This window comes from Streptomyces litmocidini, assembly GCF_014649755.1.
Lineage (GTDB): Bacteria > Actinomycetota > Actinomycetes > Streptomycetales > Streptomycetaceae > Streptomyces > Streptomyces litmocidini.
This window is the reverse complement of sequence record NZ_BMTQ01000010.1, coordinates 72,839-96,465: the sequence shown is the minus strand read 5'-3', so window position 1 is coordinate 96,465 and position 23,627 is coordinate 72,839. Positions and strand designations below refer to the sequence as shown.

Here is a 23,627-nt window from a genome sequence, read left to right as displayed (position 1 = left end):
GCGAGCCGCTGAAGTCCGCCCCCTTTTCGTTCGCAGGAGATTGAAGTCCCATGGCTGAGATTCTCGTCTACGTCGACCACGTCGACGGAGCCGTCCGCAAGCCCACCCTGGAGCTGCTGACCCTCGCCCGCCGCATCGGCGACCCGGTCGCCGTCGCCCTCGGCAACGGCGCCGCCGACACCGCCGCCGTCCTCGGCGAGCACGGTGCGGTGAAGGTCCTCACCGCCGACGCCCCCGAGTTCGCCGACTACCTCGTCGTCCCCAAGGTCGAGGCCCTGCAGGCCGCGTACGAGGCCGTTTCCCCGGCCGCCGTGCTCGTCCCGTCCTCCGCCGAGGGCAAGGAGATCGCCGCCCGCCTCGCGGTGCGCATCGGCTCCGGCATCATCACCGACGCCGTGGACCTGGAGGCCGGTGACGAGGGCCCGGTCGCGACGCAGTCCGCGTTCGCCGCCTCCTTCACCACCAAGTCCCGCGTCTCCAGGGGCACCCCGGTCATCACGGTCAAGCCGAACTCGGCCCCCGTGGAGGCCGCCCCGGCCGCCGGCGCCGTCGAGGCGCTCACCGTCTCCTTCTCGGAGAAGGCCACCGGCACCAAGGTCACCTCCCGCACCCCGCGCGAGTCGACCGGCCGTCCCGAGCTGACCGAGGCCGCGATCGTGGTCTCCGGCGGCCGCGGCGTCAACGGCGCCGAGAACTTCGCGATCATCGAGGCGCTCGCCGACTCCCTCGGTGCCGCCGTCGGCGCCTCGCGCGCCGCCGTCGACGCCGGCTGGTACCCGCACTCCAACCAGGTCGGCCAGACCGGCAAGTCGGTCTCGCCGCAGCTGTACATCGCCTCCGGCATCTCCGGCGCGATCCAGCACCGCGCGGGCATGCAGACCTCGAAGACCATCGTCGCCATCAACAAGGACGCCGAGGCGCCGATCTTCGACCTCGTCGACTACGGCGTCGTGGGCGACCTCTTCGACGTCGTCCCGCAGCTCACCGAAGAGGTCAAGTCCCGCAAGGGCTGATGACCTGCGGTTCTGTCGGTCCCGGGGGCCGCACGGCGATCTGTCGCCGTGCGGCCCCCGGCCGTTTCGGACAACCATTGACGCAGGTCCCGACCGCCTACTAACTTCGCTATACGGATTGTTGATTCCGTGCAGCGGAAAACAGGAGGATGCAGGATGGGTCAGCAGGAGAAGGTGTCGACGAGCCTCGCGGGCGCGGTCAGCGAGGGCATCAGCGCCTCCCTCGCAGCGGTGGACGCCGAGCTCGACCGCCGCTACCCGGGAGACCCCGGCACCCGCCAGCCCGTCCACACCGTCTACGTGCCCGGCAACGTCTTCGACGCCGGCACCATCCGCTCCTGGGGCGACCAGGCCCTCGCCGCCCTCGACGAGCACGCCCCCGACGCCGCCTCCTTCGCCGCCGTCCTCGGCCTCTCCGACGACCTCGCCGAGGACGTCTACAGCCGCGTGCGCGCCAAGCTGGAGCGCGAGCCCGTCGAGGACCTCCGCGTCGACTTCGAGGACGGCTACGCGGGCCGGGACGAGGACCAGGACGCCGCCCGGGCCGCCCGCCTGATCTCCGAGGCGTACGCGAAGGGGACCGCCGCCCCGTACATGGGCATCCGGATGAAGTGCATGGAGGCCGCCGTACGCGACCGGGGCATCCGCACCACCGACGTCTTCCTCACCGGCCTCCTGGAGAACGGCGGCCTCCCCGACGGCCTCGTCCTCACCCTCCCCAAGGTCACCTACCCCGAGCAGGTCTCCGCCTTCGTCCGCCTCCTGGAGTCCTTCGAGGAGGCCCACGGCCTCGACGCCGGCCGCCTCGGCTTCGAGATCCAGATCGAGACCAGCCAGGCCATCCTCGCCGCCGACGGCACCGCCACCGTCGCCCGCATGATCGGCGCCGCCGAGGGCCGCGCCACCGGACTGCACTACGGCACCTTCGACTACAGCGCCTGCCTCGGCGTCTCCGCCGCCCACCAGGCCAGCGACCACCCGGCCGCCGACCACGCCAAGGCGATCATGCAGGTCGCCGCCGCCGGCACCGGCGTCCGCGTCTCCGACGGCTCCACCAACGTCCTCCCCGTCGGCCCCACCGCGCACGTCCACGAGGCCTGGCGCCTGCACTACGGCCTCACCCGCCGCGCCCTCTCCCGCGCCTACTACCAGGGCTGGGACATGCACCCCGGCCACATCCCCACCCGCTACGCCGCCGTCTTCGCCTTCTACCGCGAGGGCTTCGAGACCGCGGCCAAGCGCCTCTCCGCCTACGCCAACCACGCTGGCGGCGACGTCATGGACGAGCCCGCCACCGCCAAGGCCCTCTCCTCCTACCTGCTGCGCGGCCTCCAGTGCGGCGCCCTCGACACCGCCGAGGTCGACGCCCTCACCGGCATGACCCGCGCCGACGTCGAGCGCTTCGCCGCCCCCCGCCGGGGCGACCTGACGGCGACCGCCCAGTAACCGGTCGCCCCCGGGCGGTCGACCGCCGCCCCGTACCCTGTACGCGTCCAACGCGGCCACAGGGAACGGGGCATCGGTGTCATCGGGGGAGTACGAGCGGCTCGCGGGCCGCTACAGAACGGTGCGGCAACTCGGGCGCGGCGGCATGGGCGTCGTCTGGCGCGCGGTCGACGAGGTCCTCGGCCGCGAGGTGGCCGTCAAGGAACTGCGCACCTACAACGACGCGTCGGGTCCCGAACTGGAGGACCTGCGGCTGCGGATGCAGCGCGAGGCGCGGGCGGCGGCCCGGGTCCGGCATCCCGGAGTCATCGCCGTCCACGACGTGACCGAGCACGAGGGCCGCCCGGTCATCGTCATGGAACTCGTCGACGGCCCCTCCCTCGACGGCGTCCTCGGCGAACGCGGCACCCTCGATCCCCGGGAGGCCGCGCGGATCGGCGCCGCCGTCCTGGAGGCGCTGGCCGCCGCCCACGACGCGGGCGTGCTCCACCGCGACGTGAAGCCCGGCAACGTGCTCCTCGACCGAGGGGGCCGGGTCGTCCTCACCGACTTCGGCATCGCCACGATGGACGACCCCGGCGACGGCTCCGCCACCCGTCTGACGCGCAGCGGGGAGATCGTCGGCTCGCTCGACTACCTGGCGCCCGAGCGTGCCCAGGGGCAGCAGCCGGGCCCCGCCTCGGACGTCTGGGCGCTCGGCGCCACCCTCTACGCGGCCGTCGAGGGCGCCTCCCCGTTCCGCCGCACCTCCACCTGGCAGACCCTGAACGCCATCGTGGTGGAGCCCCTTCCGGCGCCCCGCCTGGCCGGCCCCCTCGCCCCGGTCCTGGCCCGGCTCCTGGACAAGGACCCGGCCCTGCGCCCGGACGCCCGGACGGCCGCCCGCCTGCTGACCGAGGTCGCGGAGGGACGGGACGCGACGGCGCCGGGCGCGGAGGGCGCGCGGGGCGGACCGGCCGGGGCGCCCGGCGCCGCCGGCCCCTGGTCCGCGGCCGCCGGCGCCCCGGACGCGTCGCCCCCGGCGCAGGGCACGCCGACCGCGGGCCCCGGCACGTCGCCCCCGGCCCCGGACGCCCGGCCCGGCGGCCCCGACGGGCCGGTCCCCGGTGCCTGGCCTCCGTGGTCGCCCACCCGGCACGACGCCGTACCGCACCGACCCGAGGGTTTCGGGCCGGTCGTGCCGCCGGCCACGGGCGCGCCCGGGCGGGCCGGCTCCGGCGGTCCGGTGCCGGCGGCCGGGGTGCCGACCGGTCCCGGCGGCCCCGTGCCCGTGTCCGGGGCGCCGATTGGGCCCGTGGCGTACGGCTCCGGTGCCGCGCCGACGACGCGTTCGGCCACGCGCGGGCGGACCGGGCGGAACCGTTCGGGCGCCCTGGTCGCCGCGGCGGTCGCGGGCGTCCTGCTGGTCGGCGGCGGCGTCACGTACGCCCTGGTCGGCCGGGACGGCGGCCCGGAGCAGGCCCGGTCGGCCGGCGGGCGGTCGCCGGCGAGCCCGAGCGCCGACCCCGGCCGGGTCCTCGACTCGGGAGCGCCGGGGGCGGGGGCGTCCGCCGCCCTGAGCCCGTCCGCGTCCGCCACGCCCTCCGAGGGGGACCCGAAGAACCCGTCGTCCGCGAGCCCGAGCGGGTCCGCGTCCCCCTCCTCGTCCTCCTCTTCGTCCTCGTCCTCCTCCTCGTCGCACTCGGCCCCGTCTCCGTCGAGGACGGCCGAGGCGCCGGTGCCGGGAGGCGGTGCCGGCGGAACGTCCGGCGGCGGATCGAGCACGACGGGCGGCGGCGACACGTCCCCGAGCCCCGCCTCCGGCGGCTGCACCTCCATCGGCGGGGGGAAGTACGACTGCCAGGTGTGGCGCACCGAGAAGACGTACCGTCACGACGGCGGCGAGATGGGCGTCCTGAACGCCGGCACGAACTACTTCTACTGCCAGGTCGACCTGGGCCGCCGCGAGACGTACGGCCAGTGGACCAACACCTGGTGGGCCAGGACCGACGACGACAGCGGCAACACCAACGTGTACTTCAGCGTCGTCTACCTCAAGGGCGGCGCCGACGACCGGCCCGTGCCCGGCCTCCCGATCTGCTGAACGGACCGCCGGACCGCCGGCCGGTCACCCCGTGCCGGGCCGGGGCGGAGTCCGGCGCGGCCGTACGGGGCCGGCCGGGGTCAGCCCCCGGCCGGCGGGACCTCGCCCGAACCGCGGGCGATCAGACGGGTGTCGAGGACCACCGTGGCCGGCGCCTCGTCGGCCCCCTCCAGGCGGCGGAAGAGCCGTTCCGCCGCCGTCCGGCCGAGCGCGGCCGCGTCCTGGGCGATGACGGTGACGCCCAGCAGGTCGGCGAGCTCGATGTCGTCGAATCCGACGAGGGCGACCGGGCGTTCACGACCGGCGAGGACCCGTACGGCGGTGACCGTCACCCGGTTGTTGCCCGCGAACAGCGCCGTCACCGGCTCCGGCCCGGAGAGCATCGCCCCGGCCGCCTCCGCCACCCGCTCCGGGTCGGTCGGGCCGAGCGACACCCACGCGTCGGCCACGTCGAGGCCCGCGTCCTCCATCGCCGCCCGGTAGCCCCGCAGCCGCTCCTTCGCGGTGTGGATGCCGGGCCGGTCGGCGATGAAGCCGATCCGCCGGTGGCCGTGTGCGACGAGGTGCGCCACCCCGGCCCGCGCGCCGCCGAAGTTGTCGGAGAGGACGACGTCCGCGTCGATCCCGCCCGCCGGGCGGTCGACGAAGACGGTGGCGACGCCCGCCCGGATCTCCGGCTCCAGATACCGGTGGTCGCCGCCCGCCGGGATGACGATCAGTCCGTCCACGCGCCGGGCGCACAGGGCGAGCGCCAGTTCCTGCTCGCGCTCCGGGTCCTCCGCGCTGGAACCGTTGACGAGCAGGGCGCCGTGCGCCCGCGCCACCTCCTCGACCGCCCGGCTGAGCGGCCCGTAGAAGGGGTCGGCGAGGTCCTCCAGGACCAGTCCGACGGTCGCCGTCCTGCCCTTGCGCAGAACGCGCGCGCTGTCGTTGCGGCGGAAGCCCAGCGCCTCGATGGCCTCCCGCACCCGGTGCTCGGTGTCCGGGGTGACGCCCGGTTCGCCGTTGACGACCCGGGACACCGTCTTGAGGCCCACGCCCGCCCGGGCGGCGACGTCCTTCATCGTGGGCCGATTGCCGTAGCGGGATTCGGGGCGGGCGATGTCGGCCACGGTGCGCGGTTCCTCCGGAGCGTGTCGAGTCGATCTCGGATCGAGCATAGGCCCTGGATAACGTTGTCATACCTGGGAGACTCCAGGGAGCCACTTCCCGTTCCCGCCGCCGACAGGAGGCTTCGCGCATGGACGCCGAACCCACCCCGAGTCTCGTCGCCGCCCTCGACATCGGCGGCACCAAGATCGCCGGCGCGCTGGTCGACGGGGAGGGCCGCATCCGCCTCCGCTCCCGGCGTCCCACGCCCGCGCGCGAGGACGGCGAAACGGTGGCGGCCGCGGTCGAGGCGGTGCTCGCCGACCTCGCCGCCTCCCCGCTGTGGGAGTCCGCCGGTGCCGTCGGCATCGGCAGCGCGGGTCCGGTCGACGCCGCCCTGGGGACCGTCAGCCCGGTGAACGTGCCCGGCTGGCGCGACTACCCGCTCGTCGAGAGGGTGCGCCGGGCCGCGACCGGGCGGCCGGTCACCCTCGTCGGCGACGGCGTCGCCATGGCGGCGGCCGAGCACTGGCTCGGAGCCGCCCGGGGCCACTCCGACGCCCTGTGCCTCGTGGTCTCCACGGGCGTCGGCGGCGGCCTCGTGCTCGACGGCCGGGTCCACCCCGGCCCCACCGGCAACGCCGGTCACATCGGCCACCTTCCGGTGGACCTCGACGGCGAGCCCTGCGCGTGCGGCGGACGCGGCTGCGTCGAGCGCCTCGCCGGCGGCCCGCACCTCGCCCGCCGCGCCGTGGAGAACGGCTGGCGGCCGGGGCCCGACGGCGACGTCTCCGCCGCCGCGGTGGCCGCCGCCGCACACGCCGGGGACCCGATCGCCGTCGCCTCGTTCGAGCGCGCGGCCCAGGCGCTCGCGGCGGGCATCGCCGCCACCGCCGCTCTCGTCGAGATCGACATCGCGGTCGTCGGCGGCGGGGTGGCGGGCGCCGGCGAGGTCCTCTTCGCCCCGCTCCGGCGCAGCCTCCGCACCTACGCCGCGCTCTCCTTCGTCCGGGATCTGAAGGTCGTCCCCGCCGTCACGGGCACGGACGCGGGGCTTCTGGGGGCTGCGGCGTCGGCCATGGCGGGACCGGCCCGGTGAGGGGCTCCTGGAGCGGGCGCCCCTCACCGCCGACCTGAACCCTTCCCGTGTCCGCCACTCATTCCCGTATCCGCTCCGCCGTCCGCTGTTCGACGACCACCAGGAACGCGTCGGACTCCAGGTCCATCACGACCCGGGCCGGCACTCCCTCCTCGCGCCGCGCCCCGGCGAACTCCTCCGCCGGCCAGCTGCCCCGCGGCCCGCCGGCCGGAAACCGTTCGAGAACCGTACGACTCATCTCAGCACCCCCTCGTGCTCGCCGTTCTCAACGAGAGTCGTCCGGAAGTGTCACGCACATGCCGAGACGTGTGTTCGTGGTTTCCGTGGCAGGGTGTTGCGGGCAAGCCACTGGGGGCTATCGAAGAGGGGGAAACGTGATCGTCTGGATCAACGGTGGTTTCGGCGCGGGAAAGTCCAGCACCGCGCGCGAACTGGTCGATCTGATCCCGAACAGCACCCTGTACGACCCCGAGCTCACCGGCGGAGGACTGCGCCGGCTGCTCCCGGCCAAGCGGCTCGCCGAGGTCGAGGACTACCAGGACCTGCCGATCTGGCGCCGTCTGGTCGTCGACACCGCCGCCGCCCTGCTGGCCGAGGTCGGCGGTGTCCTGGTCGTCCCGATGACCCTGCTGCGCCAGGAGTACCGGGACGAGATCTTCGGCGGGCTCGCCGCCCGCCGCATCGACGTGCGCCATGTGCTGCTCGCCCCGGAGGAAACGATCCTGCGGCAGCGGATCGACAACCGTGCGGAGTACGGCGACCCCGAGGTCGACGCGCGCGTCCGGGAGTGGTGCCACCGGCACCTGCCGTCGTACCGCGCCGCCCTCGACTGGCTCGCCCACGACGCGTACGCGCTGGACACCTCGGCGCTCACCGCGACCGAAGCCGCCCGGGCCGTCGCCGACGCGGTCCGGGCCGACCGGATCGCGCCCTGCGGCATCGTCCAGACGCCCGAGCCGACCGGCGAGACCCTCGCCGCCGGCGTCCTGCTCTTCGACGAGCAGGACCGGTTCCTCCTCGTCGACCCCACCTACAAGCCCGGCTGGGAGTTCCCCGGCGGCGTCGTCGAGCCCGGCGAGCCCCCCGCCCGGGCCGGCATGCGCGAGGTCGCCGAGGAGCTCGGCCTCGAACTCGACGCCGTGCCCCGTCTGCTCCTCGTCGACTGGGAACGGCCGAAGCCCCCCGGTTACGGCGGCCTGCGCCTCCTCTTCGACGGCGGAACGCTCCGCACCGCCGACGCCGAGCGCCTCCGCCTCCCCGGCGCCGAACTCCGCGGCTGGCGGTTCGTCACCGAGGAGGAGGCCGCCGAGCTGCTGCCCCCCGTCCGCTACCGCCGCCTCCACTGGGCCCTGCGCGCCCGCGAACGCGGCACGGTCCTCAACCTGGAGGCGGGCGACCCGGTGGGCTGAACCCCGCTCACACCCGGGCCCCCGCTCACACCCGTGCCCCCCCGCTCGGACCCGTGCCCCCGCTCGGACCCGGACCGCCGCTCACACCCGGGCCGCCGCCGAGGCCGCCGTCAGCCGGGCCGCCGTGTCCGTGGTCACCGGTGCCCCGTGACCGCAGCACAGCACCGAGGGCGCGAGCTTCGCGAGGGCCCGCATCGAGTCCAGGGCGAGGGCCCGGTCGACGTGGAAGACGCCGAACACGACGTCCGGCACCGAGGCCACCGTGTCCCCGGCGAACAGCACGCCGTGGCGAGGGAGGTGGACGGCGATCGAACCGGGGGTGTGGCCCGGGGCGTGGACCACCACGGCGCCGTCGCCGAAGCCCAGCTCCTCGCCGTCCTCGACCTCCCGGTCGACCCGGGTCGGCGGCGCCTCCGGCGTGGTCAGGCCGTGCTCGAAGATCGGGACCTCCCAGTCCAGGAGGTCGGGCTCCGGGACCGGCGCCTCGCCCCGGATCACCGGCGCGTCCAGCCGGTGCGCGAGGATCTCGGCCCCGTGCCGGTCCGCGAGCTCCTGGGCCGAGCCCACGTGGTCCCGGTGGCAGTGGGTCAGCACGATCCGGCGCAACCGGTCCGGATCCAGGCCGGCCGACCGCATCGCCTCGGCCGTGCCGTCCGCCGTGCCGGCCCAGCCGGCGTCGATCAGGGTCAGCTCCTCCTCGTCCTGCCACAGATAGGCCTGGCCGATGGAGAAGTCGAGGAGGTGCAACCGCGGGGTGATCCCGGCGAGTTCGATGGAAGCCATGCGGCGAACCTACGCATCCGCGCGGGTCCGCCGCGTGCTTCTACGCTCTCGGCGAGCTTCGCCGAGAGCTGAACCGATCCTGCGTCAGCTCTGCTTCGAACGGGCGTAGTTGACGAGGAAGTGGGCCTCGGCCACCGAGAGCCGCTCCAGCTCCTCCGGCGAGACGGACTCGTTCGGCGCGTGGATCTGCGCCTCCGGCTCGCTCAGACCGATCAGCAGGATCTCCGACTCCGGGTAGAGCGAGGCCAGCGTGTTGCACAGCGGGATCGAACCGCCCATGCCCGCCGTCTGCATCTCCTCGCCGGGGTACGCGATCCGCATCGCCTCCGCCATCGACGCGTACGCCGGGCTGGAGGTGTCCGCCTGGAACGGCTGGCCCTGGCCGACCTGCTCGAAGGACACCCGGGCGTCCCACGGCGTGTGCTTCTCGATGTGCGCGAAGAGCAGCTTCGTCACCTCGGCCGCGTCCTCGCCCGGCGGCACCCGCAGGCTGATCTGCGCGCGCGCCGACCTCGGGACCGACGGGGTCGCGCCGGCCACCGGGTGGGCGTCGATGCCGATGACCGTGACCGCGGGGCGCGCCCAGATCCGGTCGGCGACCGTGCCGGAACCCGGCAGGGACACGCCCGTCAGCACCTTGGCGTCCTGGCGGAAGTCCTCCTCCGGGTACTGGAGGCCCTCCCACACCTGGTCGCTCGCGAGGCCGTCGATGACGGTGGAGCCGTCCGGGCCCCGCAGCGAGTCCAGGACGCGGATCAGCGCGGCCAGCGCGTCGGGCGCGGCGCCGCCGAACTGACCGGAGTGCAGGTTGCCCTCCAGGGTGTCGATCGTGACCCGGATCATCGTCATGCCGCGCAGGGTCGCGGTCACCGTCGGCAGGCCCACGCGGAAGTTGCCCGCGTCGCCGATGACGATGGCGTCGGCCGCGAGGAGCTCGGGGTGCTGCTCCGCGTACCGCTCCAGACCGCCGGTGCCCTGCTCCTCCGAGCCCTCGACGATCACCTTGACCGTCACCGGCACGCCGCCGTTCGCCTTGAGGGCGCGCAGCGCGAGCAGGTGCATGATGAAGCCGCCCTTGCAGTCGGCCGTGCCGCGCCCGTACCAGCGGCCGTCCCGCTCGGTCAGCTCGAACGGCGGAGAGAGCCAGACGGACTCGTCCAGCTTCGGCTGCACGTCGTAGTGGGCGTACAGGAGGACGGTCGGCGCGCCGGCCGGGCCGGGCAGGACGCCGTACACGGACTGCGAGCCGTCCGGGGTGTCGAGCAGCGCCACGTCCTGGAAGTCCTCGGCGCGCAGGGCGTCCGCGACCCAGTTCGCCGCCGCCTCGCACTCGCTGCGGGGCGCCACGGCCTCGTCCGCCACCGACTCGAAGGCCACCAGCTCGGTGAGCTCGGCCCTGGCCCGGGGCATCAGTGACCGGACGGTCTCGGCGATCGGATTCGAGGTCATGGGCACGCTCCTGATGGGTGCGACGTTACGACGTGAGGACGACGTCCGTCGTATGTCGTGGTACGCCGAACGCACCGTCGATCCTACGGGCGGCCCCTCGGCTACCGCGCCGTAGGATGCGTCAGGAGCAGACCACCGGTCGGATCAGGAGCAGAAGCACACGTGAGCAGCGAGCACGCAGAGAACGCCGGTCCGGAGCCCACCGAGCCCGAAGGCGGGGCCTCCGGGGCCGCCGGGAGCCCGGACGCGGAGGCGGCGCGGCTCCCGGATGACGCGGCGTCGGACGAAGCCCCGGCGCGGGCGGGCGACCTCTCGGCCGACGGGTCCGCGGAGCCGGCGGACGTCTGGGACGTCGTGGTCGTCGGCGCCGGCCCGGCCGGCGCGTCCGCGGCGTACGCGGCGGCGGTCGCCGGCCGCCGCGTGCTGCTCCTGGAGAAGTCCGAACTGCCCCGGTACAAGACCTGCGGCGGCGGCATCATCGGCCCCTCGCGGGACTCGCTCCCGCCGGGCTTCGAACTGCCCCTCCAGGACCGGGTCCACGCCGTCACCTTCTCCCTGGACGGACGCTTCGCCCGCACCCGCCGTTCGCGCCGGATGCTCTTCGGGCTCATCAACCGTCCGGAGTTCGACGCGCAGCTCGTCGAGCACGCGCAGAAGGCCGGTGCGGAACTGCGGACCGGCGCCACGGTGACCCGGGTGGAGCAGCACGGCCCGGCGGTGCCGGACCGGCGGACCGTCGCCGTCGTCCTCGCCGACGGCGAGACCGTCCTCGCGCGCGCGGTCGTCGGCGCCGACGGCAGTGCCAGCCGGATAGGCGCCCACGTGGGGGTCAGGATGGGCCAGGTCGACCTGGGCCTGGAGGCGGAGATCCCCGTGCCGCCGTCCGTGGCCGAGGACTGGAAGGGGCGGGTCCTCATCGACTGGGGTCCGATGCCCGGCAGTTACGGCTGGGTGTTCCCCAAGGGCGACACGCTGACCGTCGGCGTCATCTCGGCGCGCGGCGAGGGCGCCGCCACCAAGCGGTACATGGAGGACTTCGTCGCCCGGCTCGGCCTCGCCGGCTTCGAGCCCACGATCTCCTCCGGCCATCTGACGCGCTGCCGCACCGACGACTCGCCGCTCTCCCGCGGCCGGGTCCTGGTCTGCGGCGACGCGGCCGGTCTCCTGGAGCCGTGGACGCGCGAGGGCATCTCGTACGCGCTGCGCTCGGGCCGCCTCGCCGGCGAGTGGGCGGTGCGGGTCGCCGAGTCGAACGACGCGGTCGACGCGCGGCGCCAGGCCCTGAACTACGCCTTCGCCGTCAAGGCGGGGCTCGGTGTCGAAATGGCGGTCGGACGACGGATGCTCGCCGTCTTCGAGCGGCGGCCGGGGCTGCTGCACGCGACGATAACGGGCCTGCGGCCGGCCTGGAACGCCTTCGCGGACATCACCCGGGGCTCGGCCACGCTCGGTGGCATGGTCCGCTCGAACGGCATGGCCCGGCGGGCCCTGGAGCTCCTCGACAAGCGGATGGACACCTCGGCCGGTGTCGGCCCGGCGGGGCGGGGCGTCAGCCCGCGCGAGCGCGCGGCGTCCGAGTCGGAGAGCGCCCCGGAAGAGGCCTGAGCGTTCCTCACGGGCCCCGTCGCCCCGGCCGCGTCACGCCGCCGGGGTGGCGGGGCCCGTCGTCGTGATGCGGAAGACCGGGTGCTTGGGGGCGATGGCCCGCAGCTCCTCCGCGGACGAGTCGGGGCCGACGCCGTCGAAGAAGACGCCGACCTCGGCCTTCCAGCGCTTGAGGTAGGCGCGGAGCAGGGCGGGCTTGTCGTCGTCGGCCACCTCGACGGCGGTGAACTCCTCCACGTGCTTGCCGAGGTGCAGCTGCCCACCGCCGGCGGCCCGCATGTTGTGCGTCCACTGGACGTGGCCGCGGGGGGCGACGAGGTACTGGGCGCCGTCCACCGTCAGGAGGTTGACGGGGGTGCGGCGCCACTCGCCGCTCTTGCGGCCGCGGACGGCCAGGACGCGGGAGCCCCAGACGCTGATCCCCCGGCGGGTCATCCAGGCGACGGCGCGGTTGAAGACGTTCACCGTGAACCAGCCGGGCTTCATGACGTGGGCGGCGGGGGAGGAGCCGGTGGGGGAGGAGTCGGCGGGGGTGGAGCCGGCGGGGGTGGCGGGCTGGTCGGACATGGGGGCCTCCTGGCGAATCCTGCGGAACGAAACCGTGAGCACTGCTCTCGCTTGAGATCAGTGTGCACGGTTCGGCACTCACGAGCAAGAGCAACGCTCTCGTTTCATTTAGGCGCTCTAGTTTCGTTCCGGTGCTCCGGAAATGGCACACTGCTCTCCATGACGATCGTCCGAGGAGCCCGCGCCCGCGCCCGCATCGAGATCACCGCCGCCATCAAGGAAGAGGCCCGCACCCAGCTCGCCGCCGAGGGCGCCGCCAAGCTGTCCCTGCGGGCCGTCGCCCGCGAGCTCGGCATGGTGTCCTCCGCGCTCTACCGCTACTTTCCCAGCCGCGACGACCTGCTCACCGCCCTCATCGTCGACGCCTACGACGCCGTCGGCGCCGCCGCCGAACGAGCGGCCGCCGAGGCCGAGGACGAACGCCCCCTCGACCGCTGGACCGCCGCCTGCCGGTCGGTCCGCGCCTGGGCCGTCGCCCACCCCCACGAGTACGCCCTCATCTACGGCTCCCCCGTCCCCGGCTACACCGCCCCCCAGGACACGGTCGTCCCCGCCTCCCGCGTCGGCCTGGTCCTCATCGACATCGTCCGCCGGGCCCACACGGGCGAGGGCGTCGCCCTCCCGCCGCTGCCCGACGCCCTGCGCCCCGAAGCCGCGCGCATCAGCGCCGACATCGCCCCCGACCTCCCGCCGGCCCTCGCCGCCGCACTCGTCGCCGCCTGGTCGCAGCTCTTCGGTCTCGTCTCCTTCGAGGTCTTCGGCCAGTTCCACCGCGTCGTCGAGGACCGCGACACCTTCTTCGCGGCGGCCGCCCGCCGCCTGGGCCAGGACGTGGGCCTGCTCCCGCGCGGCTGACCCGGCCGCCCGGGCCCCCTGCCCCTACTCCCGTGGGAGTACGCGCGACCACCCCGCCGGGTCGACGTGCGCGCCGGGGGGTCACGGTTAGCGTGACCGGTATGGAAGCCGGTAGGGACGAGGAGCGGCCGGGTGGACCCCGGCGCGAGCCCCGGAGCGGGCAGGACCCCGAGCCCCGGAGCGGGCGGGGCCGCGAGCCCCGGCGCGGACGGGAGCGTGGCCGCTTGCCCCGGCGTGGGCGCGGGCATGACGGTCCGCCCCGGTACGGGCCGGGGGAGCCGAGGTGGAGGAGCGGTCAGGGGCTGCCCTGGCGGTCGACGCTGCTGATCGCCGTGTTCGTCATGACGGGAACCGTCTTCTCCGCGCGGAACCAGCCGGGCCGGGAGACGCTCGACGCCCTCGGGCGGGCCCTGCTCCTGCTCGGGGCGGTCCCGCTGCTGTTCCGTCACCGCAGGCCCGTGCCGGTGGTCTTCGCCGTCGCGGCCGTCACCCTCGGGTACCTCGCGGCCGGCTATCCGTACGGCCCGGTCTTCCTCATGGTGGCCGTCGCCTGCTTCGCGGCCGTCGTCCACGGCCACCGGACCGCCGCCTGGTGGGCCATCGGCCTGCTCTGGACGGGCCATCTGCTGCTCTCGCACTGGTGTTACCGGTGGCTGCCCCCGGCCGGTGACGGGCCCGCGCCCTGGGGGCAGGAGCTGCCGGCCGCGGCGTTCGCGGCGGCCGTGCTCGCCGCCTCCGAGGTGGTCCGGGTGCGGCGCGAGCAGGGCGCCCAGCTGCGGGCCGAGCGGGCCGCCGCCGAACGGCGGCGTGCCGACGAGGAACGGCTCCGCATCGCCCGCGAACTCCACGACGTGCTGGCCCACTCGATCTCCGTGATCAACGTCCAGGCGGGCGTCGGCCTCGCCCTCCTGGACTCCGACCCGGAACAGGCCCGGACCGCGCTGACCACCATCAAAGCGGCCAGCAAGGAGGCGCTCGGCGAGGTCCGGCAGGTCCTCGACACCCTCCGCACCCCCGGCGACGCTCCCCGCGCCCCGGCCCCCGGCCTCGACCGGCTCCCCGAGCTCGTCGAGCAGGCCGCCGCCGCGGGCCTCGCCGTCACCGTCTCGACGAGCGGCTCCCCGCCCGCCCTGCCGCCGGGCACCGACCTCGCCGCCTTCCGGATCGTGCAGGAGGCGCTCACCAACGTGGTGCGGCACTCCGGTTCGCGTACGGCCCGGGTGCTGGTCGGACACGGTTCCGGGTGCCTGGAGCTGACCGTCGACGACGACGGCCCCGCCACCGGCACGGAGGTCGGCGGCAGCGGGAACGGACTCGCCGGAATGCGGGAGCGGGCCGCGGCCCTCGGTGGCACCATCGAGGCGGGCGCCCGCCCGGACGGCGGCTTCCGCGTCCACGCCGTCCTTCCCCTCCGCCCGCAGGAGGCGCCGAGGACGGGGAAGACCCCGAGATCCGAGGAGAACCGTCCGTGATCCGTGTCCTGCTCGCCGACGACCAGTCCCTGGTACGGGCGGGGTTCCGTGCGCTGCTCGACGCCCAGCCCGACATCGAGGTGGCGGGCGAGGCCGCCGACGGCGGGGAGGCGGTGGACCGGGTCCGCGCGCTGCGCCCCGACGTCGTGCTCATGGACATCCGGATGCCCGGGCTCGACGGTCTCGAGGCGACCCGCCGTCTCACGGGGGATCCGGACCTCGGCGGGGTCCGGGTCGTCATGCTGACCACCTTCGAGCTCGACGAGTACGTCTTCGAGGCGATCCGTGCCGGTGCCTCCGGCTTCCTGGTCAAGGACACCGAGCCGGAGGAACTCCTGCGGGCCGTGCGGGCCGTCGTCCACGGGGACGCGCTGCTCTCCCCGGGCGTCACCCGCCGGCTCATCGAGGAGTTCGCGGCCCGCTCCAAGGCGCCGGCGGCGACGGCCGCGCTGGGCACCCTGACCGAACGGGAGCGGGAGGTGATGGCCCTGGTGGGGATCGGCCTGTCGAACGGGGAGATCGCCCGCCGACTGGTCGTGAGCCCGCTCACCGCCAAGACCCATGTGAGCCGGGCCATGGTGAAGCTCGGCGCCCGGGACCGCGCCCAACTCGTCGTCCTGGCCTACGAGTCGGGGCTGGTCAGACCCGGCTGGCTGGGCTGAGACCGGCACCGGATCCGGCCGGGCTGAGACCGGCACCGGATCCGGCTGGGCCGGGACCGGCGTCGGATCCGGCCGGCCGGGCTGGGACCGGCGTCGGCCCCGGCCGGGCGGGACGATCGGCGTCGGCCCCGGCCGGGGCCGGCGTCAGCCCCAGGTGACCGCCGAGTTCTCCCGCCAGACCCGGAGGACCTCCTCGTCGCCGGTCAGGGCGACGGCGCCGGCCGGCAGCCGGTTCCACAGGGTCAGGTACAAGCGGTCGGCGGAGCCGCTCAGTTCGGTGTCGGCCGCCACGTCGGCGCCCCGGTCGCCCCGCTCCGTCCGGGGCGGCCCGGTCGGCGACAGGCGCACGGTCCAGACGTCGCCGGTGTCCGTGGCCCGTACCCGCAGGGTCCGGGGCTCGGACGTGCGCACCCGGCTGCGGTCGCGGGCGTGGAAGGCGCCGAGCAGCTCGTCGATGCCGTCGGCGGCGACCGCCGGATCCACCGGGCCCGGGCCGCTCGCGAGCGCGGACTGCGCGTCCGCGCGGTGGACGGTCGTCTCGTGGGTCTGGCGGCGGGCCCAGAAGGCCACCGGTGACGGTGCCGGGAGGAAGCTCCAGCACTCCAGGTCCTCCGGCGCCGCGCGCAGGGCGGAGACCAGCCGCGCGTGCCCCTCGCGGAAGTGGGTCAGCAACTCCTCGCCGTCGAGCGTCGTCTCGCCCTCACCGGGGTGGAAGGCGGTGCGCCCCTCGGCCACGAAGGTCGTGGCCCAGCGGTGCACCATGGCCGTGTGCCGGAGGAGGTCGCGGACCCGCCACCCGGGGCAGGTCGGCACCTCCGCGTCGGGACCGGCCTCGGCGGCGGCGTCCGCGAGGCCGTGGCCGGCCGCCTCGAGGGCCTCGATGTGATCCGTGATCTTCAGCGTGTCCATGCCGCGGATTGTGGCAGTCGCACGGGGCCGGCGCACGTGGCGCGGTCGCTCAACCGTCCCGGGACGTCCCCGCGTTGCGCGCCCCGTAGCCCATGGCCGCCGCGCCGGCGGCGAGCACCGCGACCGTGGTGAGGGCCAGCGGCAGGGAGAACCGGTCGGCGAGGAAGCCGATCGCGGGCGGGCCGAGCAGCATGCCCCCGTAGCCGAGCGTGGAGGCCGTCGCGACCCCGCCGGGGCCGGCGACGGCGCCCGCGCGGGCCACGGCGACGGGGAAGATGTTGGCGAGGCCGAGGCCGGTGATCGCGAAGCCGAGGAGCGCGGCCCAGACGCTCGGCGCGAGCGCGCCGAGCAGCATGCCGGCGGCGGCGGTCGTGCCGCCCGCGACGAGGGCGCGGGTCTGACCGAGGCGTTCGAGCAGCGCGGTCCCGGAGAGCCGGCCGGCGGTCATGGTCAGTGCGAAGACGGAGTACCCGGCGGCGGCGGTCCCCGGGTGGGCGTGCAGGTCCTGGGTGAGGTGGAGGGCGCCCCAGTCGGCCAGGGCCCCTTCGCCGTACGCGGTGCAGAGCGCGATCACCCCGAAGACGAGGACCGTACGGCGCGGCCCGGCCGCGCGTGTGCCGGAGCCCTTCGGGGCGGACGGCGCGGGCAGGGCCTCGGGGCGCACGGGGGAGGGGTGGCGCAGCAGTACGGGACCGGCGACGGCCGTCAGGGCCAGGCCGACGACCGTGAGGCCGAGGAGGTGGGCGGTGGGGGACAGGCTTCCGGCGAGCAGTCCGCCGAGTCCCGCGCCGAGCATGCCGCCGAGGCTGAAGGCGGCGTGGAAGCTCGGCATCACCGGCCGTCGGAGCGCGGTCACGAGGTCGACGGCGGCGCTGTTCATGGCCACGTTGATCCCGCCGTACGCGGCGCCGAAGACGAGGAGCACGAGGCCGAGCGCGAGCGGGGACCGGGTCAGGGCGGGGAGGGCGACCGAGAGGGAGAGCAGGACGGCGGTGGCGACGGTGACGGCGTGGGAGCCGTGGCGGCGGCAGAGCCGGCCGGTCAGCGTCATCGTGATCACGGCGCCCGCCGAGACGCCCAGGAGGGCGAGGCCGAGGTCGCCGGCCGAGGCGCCGGTCTGCTGCTTGACGGCGGGGATCCGGACCACCCAGCCGGCGAACAGGAAGCCGTCGAGGGCGAAGAAGAGGGTCAGGGCGGAGCGGAGGCGGGTCAGGGGGCGGGTGGCGGTGTCTCCGCCGGAGTCCCCCGAGAGAGCCGTCCGTACTTTGTTTAGTAGCGGCACAAACTCAGGATAGGGGTCGGGGGCGGGGGAATCAACCGGGCGGGGGCGGCGCGCCGGTCCGATCATGGGAGACTCACCACCATGAACGGCAAGGCGACGACGACCCGGACACGGCTGGACAGGGGGCGTAACGCACTCGGCCCCGCACTGGAACTGGTGCACACCGGCAGGGCGCCGACCCGGGCCGTCCTCACCGCCGAACTCGGCGTCACCCGGGCCACCGCGGGTGCCGTCGCCGCCGAACTGGAGGCCCTCGGCCTCATCCGCGTCGACTCCAACCCCGGTGCCGCCGCGGGCTCCCAGGGACGTCCCTCGCACCGCCTCGCCGTCGACGAGAAAGGCCCCGTCGCCCTCGCCGCCCAGGTCCACGCGGACGGTTTCCGCGCCGCCCTCGTCGGCCTCGGCGGCACCATCGTGGCCACCGCCCCCGGCTGCGTCACCGTCTCGGCCGACCCGGCACAGGTGCTCGGCGCCGTCGTCGACGCGGGGGCCGCGCTGCTCCGGGAGAGCGGCCGCCGGTGCGTCGGCGCCGGACTCGCCGCCCCCTCCGCCGTGGCCGAGCCCGAGGGCACGGCGCTCAACCCGCTCCACCTCGCCTGGCCCGCCGGAGCGCCCGTACGGGAGATCTTCGCCGAGCGGGTGCGGGCCGCCGGCATCGAGGGCCCCGCCTTCACCGGCAACGACGTCAACCTCGCCGCGCTCGCCGAGCACCGCCACGGCGCGGGGCGCGGCGCCCGGGACCTGCTCTGCGTCGCCACCGGCCACCGCGGCGTCGGCGGCGCACTCGTCCTCGACGGGCGCCTGCACACCGGGAGTTCGGGACTCGCCCTGGAGGTCGGCCATCTGACGGTCAACCCCGAGGGCCGTCCCTGCCACTGCGGCAGCCGCGGCTGTCTCGACGTCGAGACGGACCCGCTCGCGTTCCTCACGGCCGCGGGCCGGACCCCCGGTCCCGAGGTGTCCCTGCTCCAGCAGTCCCGCGACCTGCTGCGCACCAGCCCCGACGACCCGGGCGTCCGGGTCGCGGTGGGGGAGCTGATCGACCGGCTCGGCCTCGGGCTCGCCGGTCTGGTGAACATCCTCAACCCGGACCGGATCATCCTCGGCGGGCTCCACCGAGAGCTCCTCGACGCCGACGCCGAGCGGCTGCGCGCGGTCGTCGCCGACCGCAGCCTGTGGGGCCGCAGCGGCGGCGTGCCGATCCTCCCCTGCACCCTGGACCACAACAGCCTCGTCGGTGCGGCCGAACTCGCCTGGCAGCCGGTGCTCGACGACCCGCTCGCGGCCCTGGGACGCGAACCGGTCTGAGCCCTGTTCCGCCGTACGCCTTTCCGCCGTACGCCTTTTCCGCCGGGCGGCGGCGCCCAGGACGTCGACGCGCCCGCCCGCCGGGGCCGCGGGACCGTCGCCGCCGGGCGACCCGTACCGCGGCGACACCCGGAAGGCGCCCCCTCCGCGCGCCTCGGAGGCGTGCGACGACGTGAGGCCTCGGCCGTCGTCCGCGCCCGGGTGCTCCCGGTCCTCCCCGGCTGTGCCGCCTCCGGGACCGCTCAGGGACGGGGGCTTCCGTCGCCGTCGGGGCCGGGCCGGTCGAAGCCGGGCCGGCCGGGGGAGACCAGGCCGCTCTCGTAGGCGACGACGACGGCTTGGGCGCGGCTCGCCAGCCCGAGCTTGGACATCACGCGGTTGAGGTGGGTCTTGACGGTGGCGACGGTCACCACCAGCCGTTGCGCGATCTGCTCGTTGGTCAGGCCCTGCCCGACCAGCCGCAGGACGTCGGTCTCGCGGTCGGTGAGCCCGGCGAGGGAGGCGGGCCGTTCCCGCTCCGTCTCCGACCGGTGGGCGAAGGTCTCGACGAGCCGGCGCGTGACGGCGGGGGCGAAGAGCATCTCGCCCTGGGCGATCAGGGCCACGGCGGCGAGGAGGCGTTCGGGCGGGGTGTCCTTGAGGAGGAAGCCGCTGGCTCCGGCCCTGAGGGCGGCGTAGACGTACTCGTCGAGGTCGAAGACGGTCAGCATGACCACCTTCGGCCTGGGCTCGCTCGCGTCGGCGAGGATGCGCTCCAGGGCGGTGATGCCGCTGATGCCGGGCAGGCGGATGTCCATCAGGATCACGTCCGGGCGCGTGGAGGCGGCGAGCGTGACCGCTTCCTCTCCCGTGGCGGCCTGACCGGCCACCTCGAAGCCCGGCGCGGCCGTGGCCAGGGCCGCGAGCCCCGCCCGGATCAGTACCTGGTCGTCCACGATCAGCAGCCGTGTCATCGCTGCCGCCTCCCCCCCCCGTGTCTGCGGAGAAAGACGATCACCCGCCCCCGGTGGTGTCAAGCGGGGCCAGTGGAAGGGTGAAGACGACCTCGAACCCTCCCCCGGGTCCGGGTCCGGCTCGCAGGGTCCCGCCGTAGAGCCCCACCCGTTCGCGCATCCCGACCAGGCCGAGCCCGTTCGACGGCACCGCCGCCGGCGCGCTGCCGCCCCGATCGCTGATCTCGCCCGTCAGCCGGTCGGCCTCGAAGCTCAGCCCCACGCTGACCCGTGCCCCCGGGCCGGCGTGCTTGACCGTGTTGGTCAACGCCTCCTGGACGATGCGATAAGCGCACAGGTCCACGCCCGACGGCAGCGCTCGCCGTGGTCCCGTCACTGTCAGCGCGACGTCGAGCCCTGCCGCACGGGTGCGCTCCGCCAGTTCGTCCAGACGCTCCAGGCCGGGCGAGGACTGGTAGAGCGGGTCGGGGTCGACGGCGTCGGGGTCCGTGCGCAGCACTCCGAGCAGGCCGCGCATCTCCTCCAGGGCCTCCCGGCTGCTCGCGCCGATCGACACCACCGCCCTCCGGGCGGCCGCGGGATCGGAGGTGAACACGAAATCGGCCAGGCCCGCCTGGACCGCCAGCGCCGACAGGTGGTGGGCGACGACGTCGTGGAGCTCCCGTGCGATGCGCAGCCTCTCCTCCACGATCGCGTGCCGGGCCCGCAGTTCCTGCTCCCGCCGCAGCTTCGCGGACAGTTCCGCCAGTTGGGCGTTGCGCTGGGCCAGCTGGTTGTTGCTGGTGGCCCACGACCACACGACGCCCACCCCGATGACGCTCTGTCCTATCGCCAGTTCGACCGATACGGGGGCTGCCAGGCCGCTCGCCATCCATGTCGCGGCGGTTGCCGCCGCCGCCCACGCGGCCCGCCGGGCCGGGTCGTTCCGGATCACGGTGTAGCAGAGGAGAAGGGGCGCCCACAGATTCGCCGACGGCTGGAATCCCGCCGCGGTGTAGGCGACGAACGCGCCGTGGGAGACGACGAACGCCGTCCAGGGGGCGCGTCCCCGTACCGCGAGGGGGAGATTCACCGCCAGGCTGAGTCCGACGGCGAGGAGGCCGAAGGGGGGCCATCCCTTGTGGCGGTAAACGGCCTCGTACCCCTGCCGGCCGTAGACGATGGTCAGCGCCGCCAGGACACACGCCAGAACCACGTCGATCACCAGCGGATCGACCCGCGCCCGCACTCTGCCTCCCTGCATTCCCGCAGGGTAGGCACGCCCCTCCGAGACGTCGTCCACCCCAGGGTTGACTCCCGGGGCGTGACCGGGGCGCTTGTTCCCGCGGCAGTGGGACGCACAGGGCACACGACAGCGGATTCGCGCCGCACCGCATACACCCTGGGTATGAGGAACCCAGGCGCTGCCCTGCTTGTTGCAGCCCCCGTGCCCACCCCTGGGTGGACGCGGGCCGCCTCCCGGATCCCTACGCTGAACAGGCCGGGCACGAGGAGGCGTTCGCCCGCGACGGCGGGCCGGAAGGGGGCGGTCACCCATGGATCTGCTGGTCTACATGGTGGTTGCCTTCGGGCTGTGGTTCGTCGGCTTCGTCGCCCTCGTCGTGGTGGTGGGCGTGCTCCTGTGGAAGTCGGGCGGCCGCGGGGGCGGGCACGGCCCGGGGGGCGGGTTCACCGGCGGTGGCCCGGCGGGATTCTGAGCCGGTGAAGGCTGGTCGGGGATCAGGCGTCGCAGTCGTTCGGCACGTCCTGGCGGGCCGGCTTCGGCCGAGCCCCCTACGGACGGAGGCTGCCGTCCGGGCGGGGCTCCGGCGGCCGCCGCGGGAAGGACAGCAGAAGGCGAGGGCAGGGACGAAGTGAGCGGTCGTGAGGGCGAAGTGAACGGTCGGGGACGGCACGAGGAGCCCACGAGCCACGAGCTTCGACCACCGGCCGTGGCGTCGCCGCCGGCGGCCGACCGGCCGTCGGAGAAGGCCGGCGAGCTCACCGGCCTGATCACCGGCCTGCTGCGCAAGGAGCCCGACAGCCGCCTCACCGTCCCGGCGGCCCAGCCGACGCTGCGCGCGCTCACCCTCCCCACCCCCGCGCCCCCTGCCCCTCCCGCCCCGCTGCTCGCCGGGTCCGGACGGACGGCCGCCGTCGAACGGCCCGCCCGGTGGAGGGCGAACCGGCGTCGGACCGTCATCGGCGGCGTGGCTGCCGCCGCCCTCCTCATCACCACCGCGGTGCTCCTGAACCAGGAGGACGTGCCGGACGGCCGGAAGAAGTACGACGAGTACCGGATGAACCTGTCCGTGGCCGCGCCCGCGGACTGGACCATCACCACCGAGGACGACCTGGGCGCGGACAAGGACCCGTACCGGGGCACCCGCTACACCGCTCCCAAGGGCGACAGGTCCCTTCCGGCGGACCGCAAGGAGAGGGGCACCGAGACCGCCCGGGCGATCGTCGACCGCTGGAATCAGGAGCACGAGAGCGCCGTCCCGCCCACCGGCGGCTCGCCGAGCGTGGCCACGGCCGAGCCCACCACCCGCCAGGGCCGCGACGCGGCCGTCCTCACCGAGTCCTACAGCGAGAACAGCGGGGAACGCCCCGGCGCCTCACCAAGATCCTCAAGATCCGCATCATCGTCGCCTCGCAGCAGGAACGCATCACCCTCGGGGTCGACCTGCCCGACGGCAGAACGGCGCAGAAGAGCGCCGACGACCTGCTCACCAAGGCGCGCGCGTCCTTCGAGATCCGCAACCTGTGACGGTCCGGCGGCTTCCGGGCCTGCCCGTCGTCCCCCGCCCGGCGCCGGTTCCCGGCCGCCGATCGCCGGCTTTCCGCACCGGCTCCACGCTTTCGGCGTCGCCGACGCGACCACGACGGAGGGCGTTTCCTCGCCACCGGTTTCTCGTTGCCCCGCATGGCAGGACGCTCCCGCGTCCTGTGCGCAGCGCGCTTGTCCACGAGGAGCGGTGATGACCGGTCAGGACTTTCTGACAGCGAAGATCGAGCAGGGTTTCGACCAGCTCGACGTCAACGGCAGCGGCGTACTGACCGAGGACGACCACGTGGAGATGGGCCGGCGGGTGGCGTCCTCCCTCGGCCACGCCGAGGGCTCCCCGGAGGCAGAGCGGATCGTCGGCGCCTACACGGGCATCTGGCGGGAGGTGCATCTGCCGTTCCTCCCGGCCGGCGGCCGGGGAATCCCGAAGGACCGGTTCGTCGCCTCGACCCGTGCGCTGGCTCAGGACCCCCGGGCCGCCCGGACCGTCCTCGGCGGGATCGCCGAGACCTACCTGCAGATCGCCGACATCGACCAGGACGGCCGGATCAGCCCCGCCGAGTTCCTCGCCTTCCAGCGCGGGCACTTCCCGGAGCTCACCGAGGAGAGCGCGGCCGAGGCGTTCAGCCACCTCGACACCGATGGCGACGGCATGCTCTCGCCCGCCGAGTTCACCGACGCGGTCATCGAGTTCTGGACCAGTCCGGACCCCGACGCCACCGGCAACTGGTGGATGGGACGCCCCACCTTCTTCCCGGCCTGACCCCGGGCGCGCACCCTTCCGGCCGTCGCCCTCCGGCCCCGTGGCTTTCCGGACGCCCCCGGCGGCGCACGGGCGCGGGGCGCCGCCGGGGGGGCGTCAGGGCGCGGGGCGCC

At 74.9% G+C, this 23,627-nt stretch carries 21 protein-coding genes; 12 read left to right on the top strand and 9 right to left on the bottom strand.

Going from position 1 to position 23,627, the window contains the following annotated elements:
• Positions 1-50 precede the first annotated feature (50 nt).
• The 3 genes from IE180_RS21725 to IE180_RS21715 all read left to right on the top strand — a co-directional run bounded on the left by IE180_RS21725 (position 51) and on the right by IE180_RS21715 (position 4,542).
• Positions 51-1,013: an electron transfer flavoprotein subunit alpha/FixB family protein gene (locus IE180_RS21725; protein WP_190158590.1), complete on the top strand. Its 963-nt coding sequence runs from the start codon at positions 51-53 to the stop codon at positions 1,011-1,013.
• A 156-nt stretch (positions 1,014-1,169) separates the two neighbouring features.
• Entirely contained in the window at positions 1,170-2,459 is a 1,290-nt protein-coding gene (locus IE180_RS21720) for a DUF6986 family protein (protein ID WP_190158589.1), read from the top strand.
• Between the two features lie 76 nt (positions 2,460-2,535).
• Positions 2,536-4,542, top strand: coding sequence for a serine/threonine-protein kinase (locus IE180_RS21715; protein ID WP_190158588.1), 2,007 nt, complete (start codon positions 2,536-2,538; stop codon positions 4,540-4,542).
• An 80-nt stretch (positions 4,543-4,622) separates the two neighbouring features.
• Here IE180_RS21715 and IE180_RS21710 read toward each other — a convergent pair whose 3' ends face one another.
• On the bottom strand, positions 4,623-5,654 hold the full coding sequence (locus tag IE180_RS21710; protein WP_190158587.1) for a LacI family DNA-binding transcriptional regulator: 1,032 nt from the start codon (positions 5,652-5,654) through the stop codon (positions 4,623-4,625).
• Positions 5,655-5,782: 128 nt separating this feature from the next.
• Between IE180_RS21710 and IE180_RS21705 the strand changes: the two genes are divergently transcribed.
• Positions 5,783-6,730, top strand: coding sequence for an ROK family protein (locus IE180_RS21705; protein WP_190158586.1), 948 nt, complete (start codon positions 5,783-5,785; stop codon positions 6,728-6,730).
• A 58-nt stretch (positions 6,731-6,788) separates the two neighbouring features.
• Here IE180_RS21705 and IE180_RS21700 read toward each other — a convergent pair whose 3' ends face one another.
• Complete coding sequence (locus IE180_RS21700; RefSeq protein WP_190158585.1) at positions 6,789-6,968, bottom strand: DUF8839 family protein; 180 nt, start codon at positions 6,966-6,968, stop codon at positions 6,789-6,791.
• A gap of 136 nt (positions 6,969-7,104) precedes the next feature.
• Between IE180_RS21700 and IE180_RS21695 the strand changes: the two genes are divergently transcribed.
• The gene (locus tag IE180_RS21695) at positions 7,105-8,139 is read left to right on the top strand and encodes an NUDIX hydrolase (RefSeq protein ID WP_190158584.1); all 1,035 of its coding nucleotides are present in this window, start codon (positions 7,105-7,107) and stop codon (positions 8,137-8,139) included.
• 81 nt (positions 8,140-8,220) lie between these two features.
• On the opposite strand, the gene IE180_RS21690 is transcribed toward IE180_RS21695, so the two are convergent.
• Together IE180_RS21690 and IE180_RS21685 are read right to left on the bottom strand one after the other, a co-directional pair.
• Positions 8,221-8,922 (bottom strand): MBL fold metallo-hydrolase, encoded by a 702-nt coding sequence (locus tag IE180_RS21690; RefSeq protein WP_373302806.1) that lies wholly within the window; start codon positions 8,920-8,922, stop codon positions 8,221-8,223.
• An 84-nt stretch (positions 8,923-9,006) separates the two neighbouring features.
• Entirely contained in the window at positions 9,007-10,371 is a 1,365-nt protein-coding gene (locus IE180_RS21685) for a dipeptidase (protein ID WP_190158583.1), read from the bottom strand.
• 354 nt (positions 10,372-10,725) lie between these two features.
• Here IE180_RS21685 and IE180_RS21680 point away from each other — a divergent pair, with 354 nt between their 5' ends.
• Positions 10,726-11,976, top strand: a complete 1,251-nt coding sequence (locus IE180_RS21680) for a geranylgeranyl reductase family protein (protein WP_229860754.1) — start codon at positions 10,726-10,728, stop codon at positions 11,974-11,976.
• 33 nt (positions 11,977-12,009) lie between these two features.
• Here IE180_RS21680 and IE180_RS21675 read toward each other — a convergent pair whose 3' ends face one another.
• A complete protein-coding gene (locus IE180_RS21675) occupies positions 12,010-12,462 on the bottom strand; it encodes a nitroreductase family deazaflavin-dependent oxidoreductase (protein ID WP_190158764.1) in 453 nt (150 codons plus the stop codon).
• Between the two features lie 240 nt (positions 12,463-12,702).
• Here IE180_RS21675 and IE180_RS21670 point away from each other — a divergent pair, with 240 nt between their 5' ends.
• The 3 genes from IE180_RS21670 (at position 12,703) to IE180_RS21660 (ending at position 15,532) form a co-directional block, all read left to right on the top strand.
• Complete coding sequence (locus IE180_RS21670; protein WP_190158581.1) at positions 12,703-13,398, top strand: TetR/AcrR family transcriptional regulator; 696 nt, start codon at positions 12,703-12,705, stop codon at positions 13,396-13,398.
• A 101-nt stretch (positions 13,399-13,499) separates the two neighbouring features.
• A complete protein-coding gene (locus IE180_RS21665; RefSeq protein ID WP_373302805.1) occupies positions 13,500-14,870 on the top strand; it encodes a sensor histidine kinase in 1,371 nt (456 codons plus the stop codon).
• Complete coding sequence (locus IE180_RS21660) at positions 14,867-15,532, top strand: response regulator transcription factor (protein ID WP_190158579.1); 666 nt, start codon at positions 14,867-14,869, stop codon at positions 15,530-15,532. Before IE180_RS21665 ends, IE180_RS21660 begins: the two co-directional genes overlap by 4 nt.
• A 144-nt stretch (positions 15,533-15,676) precedes the next feature.
• Here IE180_RS21660 and IE180_RS21655 read toward each other — a convergent pair whose 3' ends face one another.
• A complete protein-coding gene (locus IE180_RS21655; protein WP_190158763.1) occupies positions 15,677-16,432 on the bottom strand; it encodes a maleylpyruvate isomerase family mycothiol-dependent enzyme in 756 nt (251 codons plus the stop codon).
• Positions 16,433-16,490: 58 nt separating this feature from the next.
• Positions 16,491-17,723, bottom strand: a complete 1,233-nt coding sequence (locus IE180_RS21650; RefSeq protein WP_190158578.1) for an MFS transporter — start codon at positions 17,721-17,723, stop codon at positions 16,491-16,493.
• 81 nt (positions 17,724-17,804) lie between these two features.
• Between IE180_RS21650 and IE180_RS21645 the strand changes: the two genes are divergently transcribed.
• Positions 17,805-19,031, top strand: a complete 1,227-nt coding sequence (locus tag IE180_RS21645) for an ROK family protein (RefSeq protein ID WP_190158577.1) — start codon at positions 17,805-17,807, stop codon at positions 19,029-19,031.
• 242 nt (positions 19,032-19,273) lie between these two features.
• On the opposite strand, the gene IE180_RS21640 is transcribed toward IE180_RS21645, so the two are convergent.
• Positions 19,274-19,984 (bottom strand): response regulator, encoded by a 711-nt coding sequence (locus tag IE180_RS21640; RefSeq protein ID WP_190158576.1) that lies wholly within the window; start codon positions 19,982-19,984, stop codon positions 19,274-19,276.
• Between the two features lie 40 nt (positions 19,985-20,024).
• Positions 20,025-21,227, bottom strand: coding sequence for a sensor histidine kinase (locus tag IE180_RS21635; protein WP_229860731.1), 1,203 nt, complete (start codon positions 21,225-21,227; stop codon positions 20,025-20,027).
• A 292-nt stretch (positions 21,228-21,519) separates the two neighbouring features.
• On the opposite strand from IE180_RS21635, the gene IE180_RS21630 reads away from it, so the two are divergent.
• Positions 21,520-21,681 (top strand): hypothetical protein, encoded by a 162-nt coding sequence (locus IE180_RS21630; protein WP_190158575.1) that lies wholly within the window; start codon positions 21,520-21,522, stop codon positions 21,679-21,681.
• Positions 21,682-21,915: 234 nt separating this feature from the next.
• Entirely contained in the window at positions 21,916-23,514 is a 1,599-nt protein-coding gene (locus IE180_RS36625) for an EF-hand domain-containing protein (protein WP_229860729.1), read from the top strand.
• The last annotated feature ends 113 nt before the right edge of the window (positions 23,515-23,627 follow it).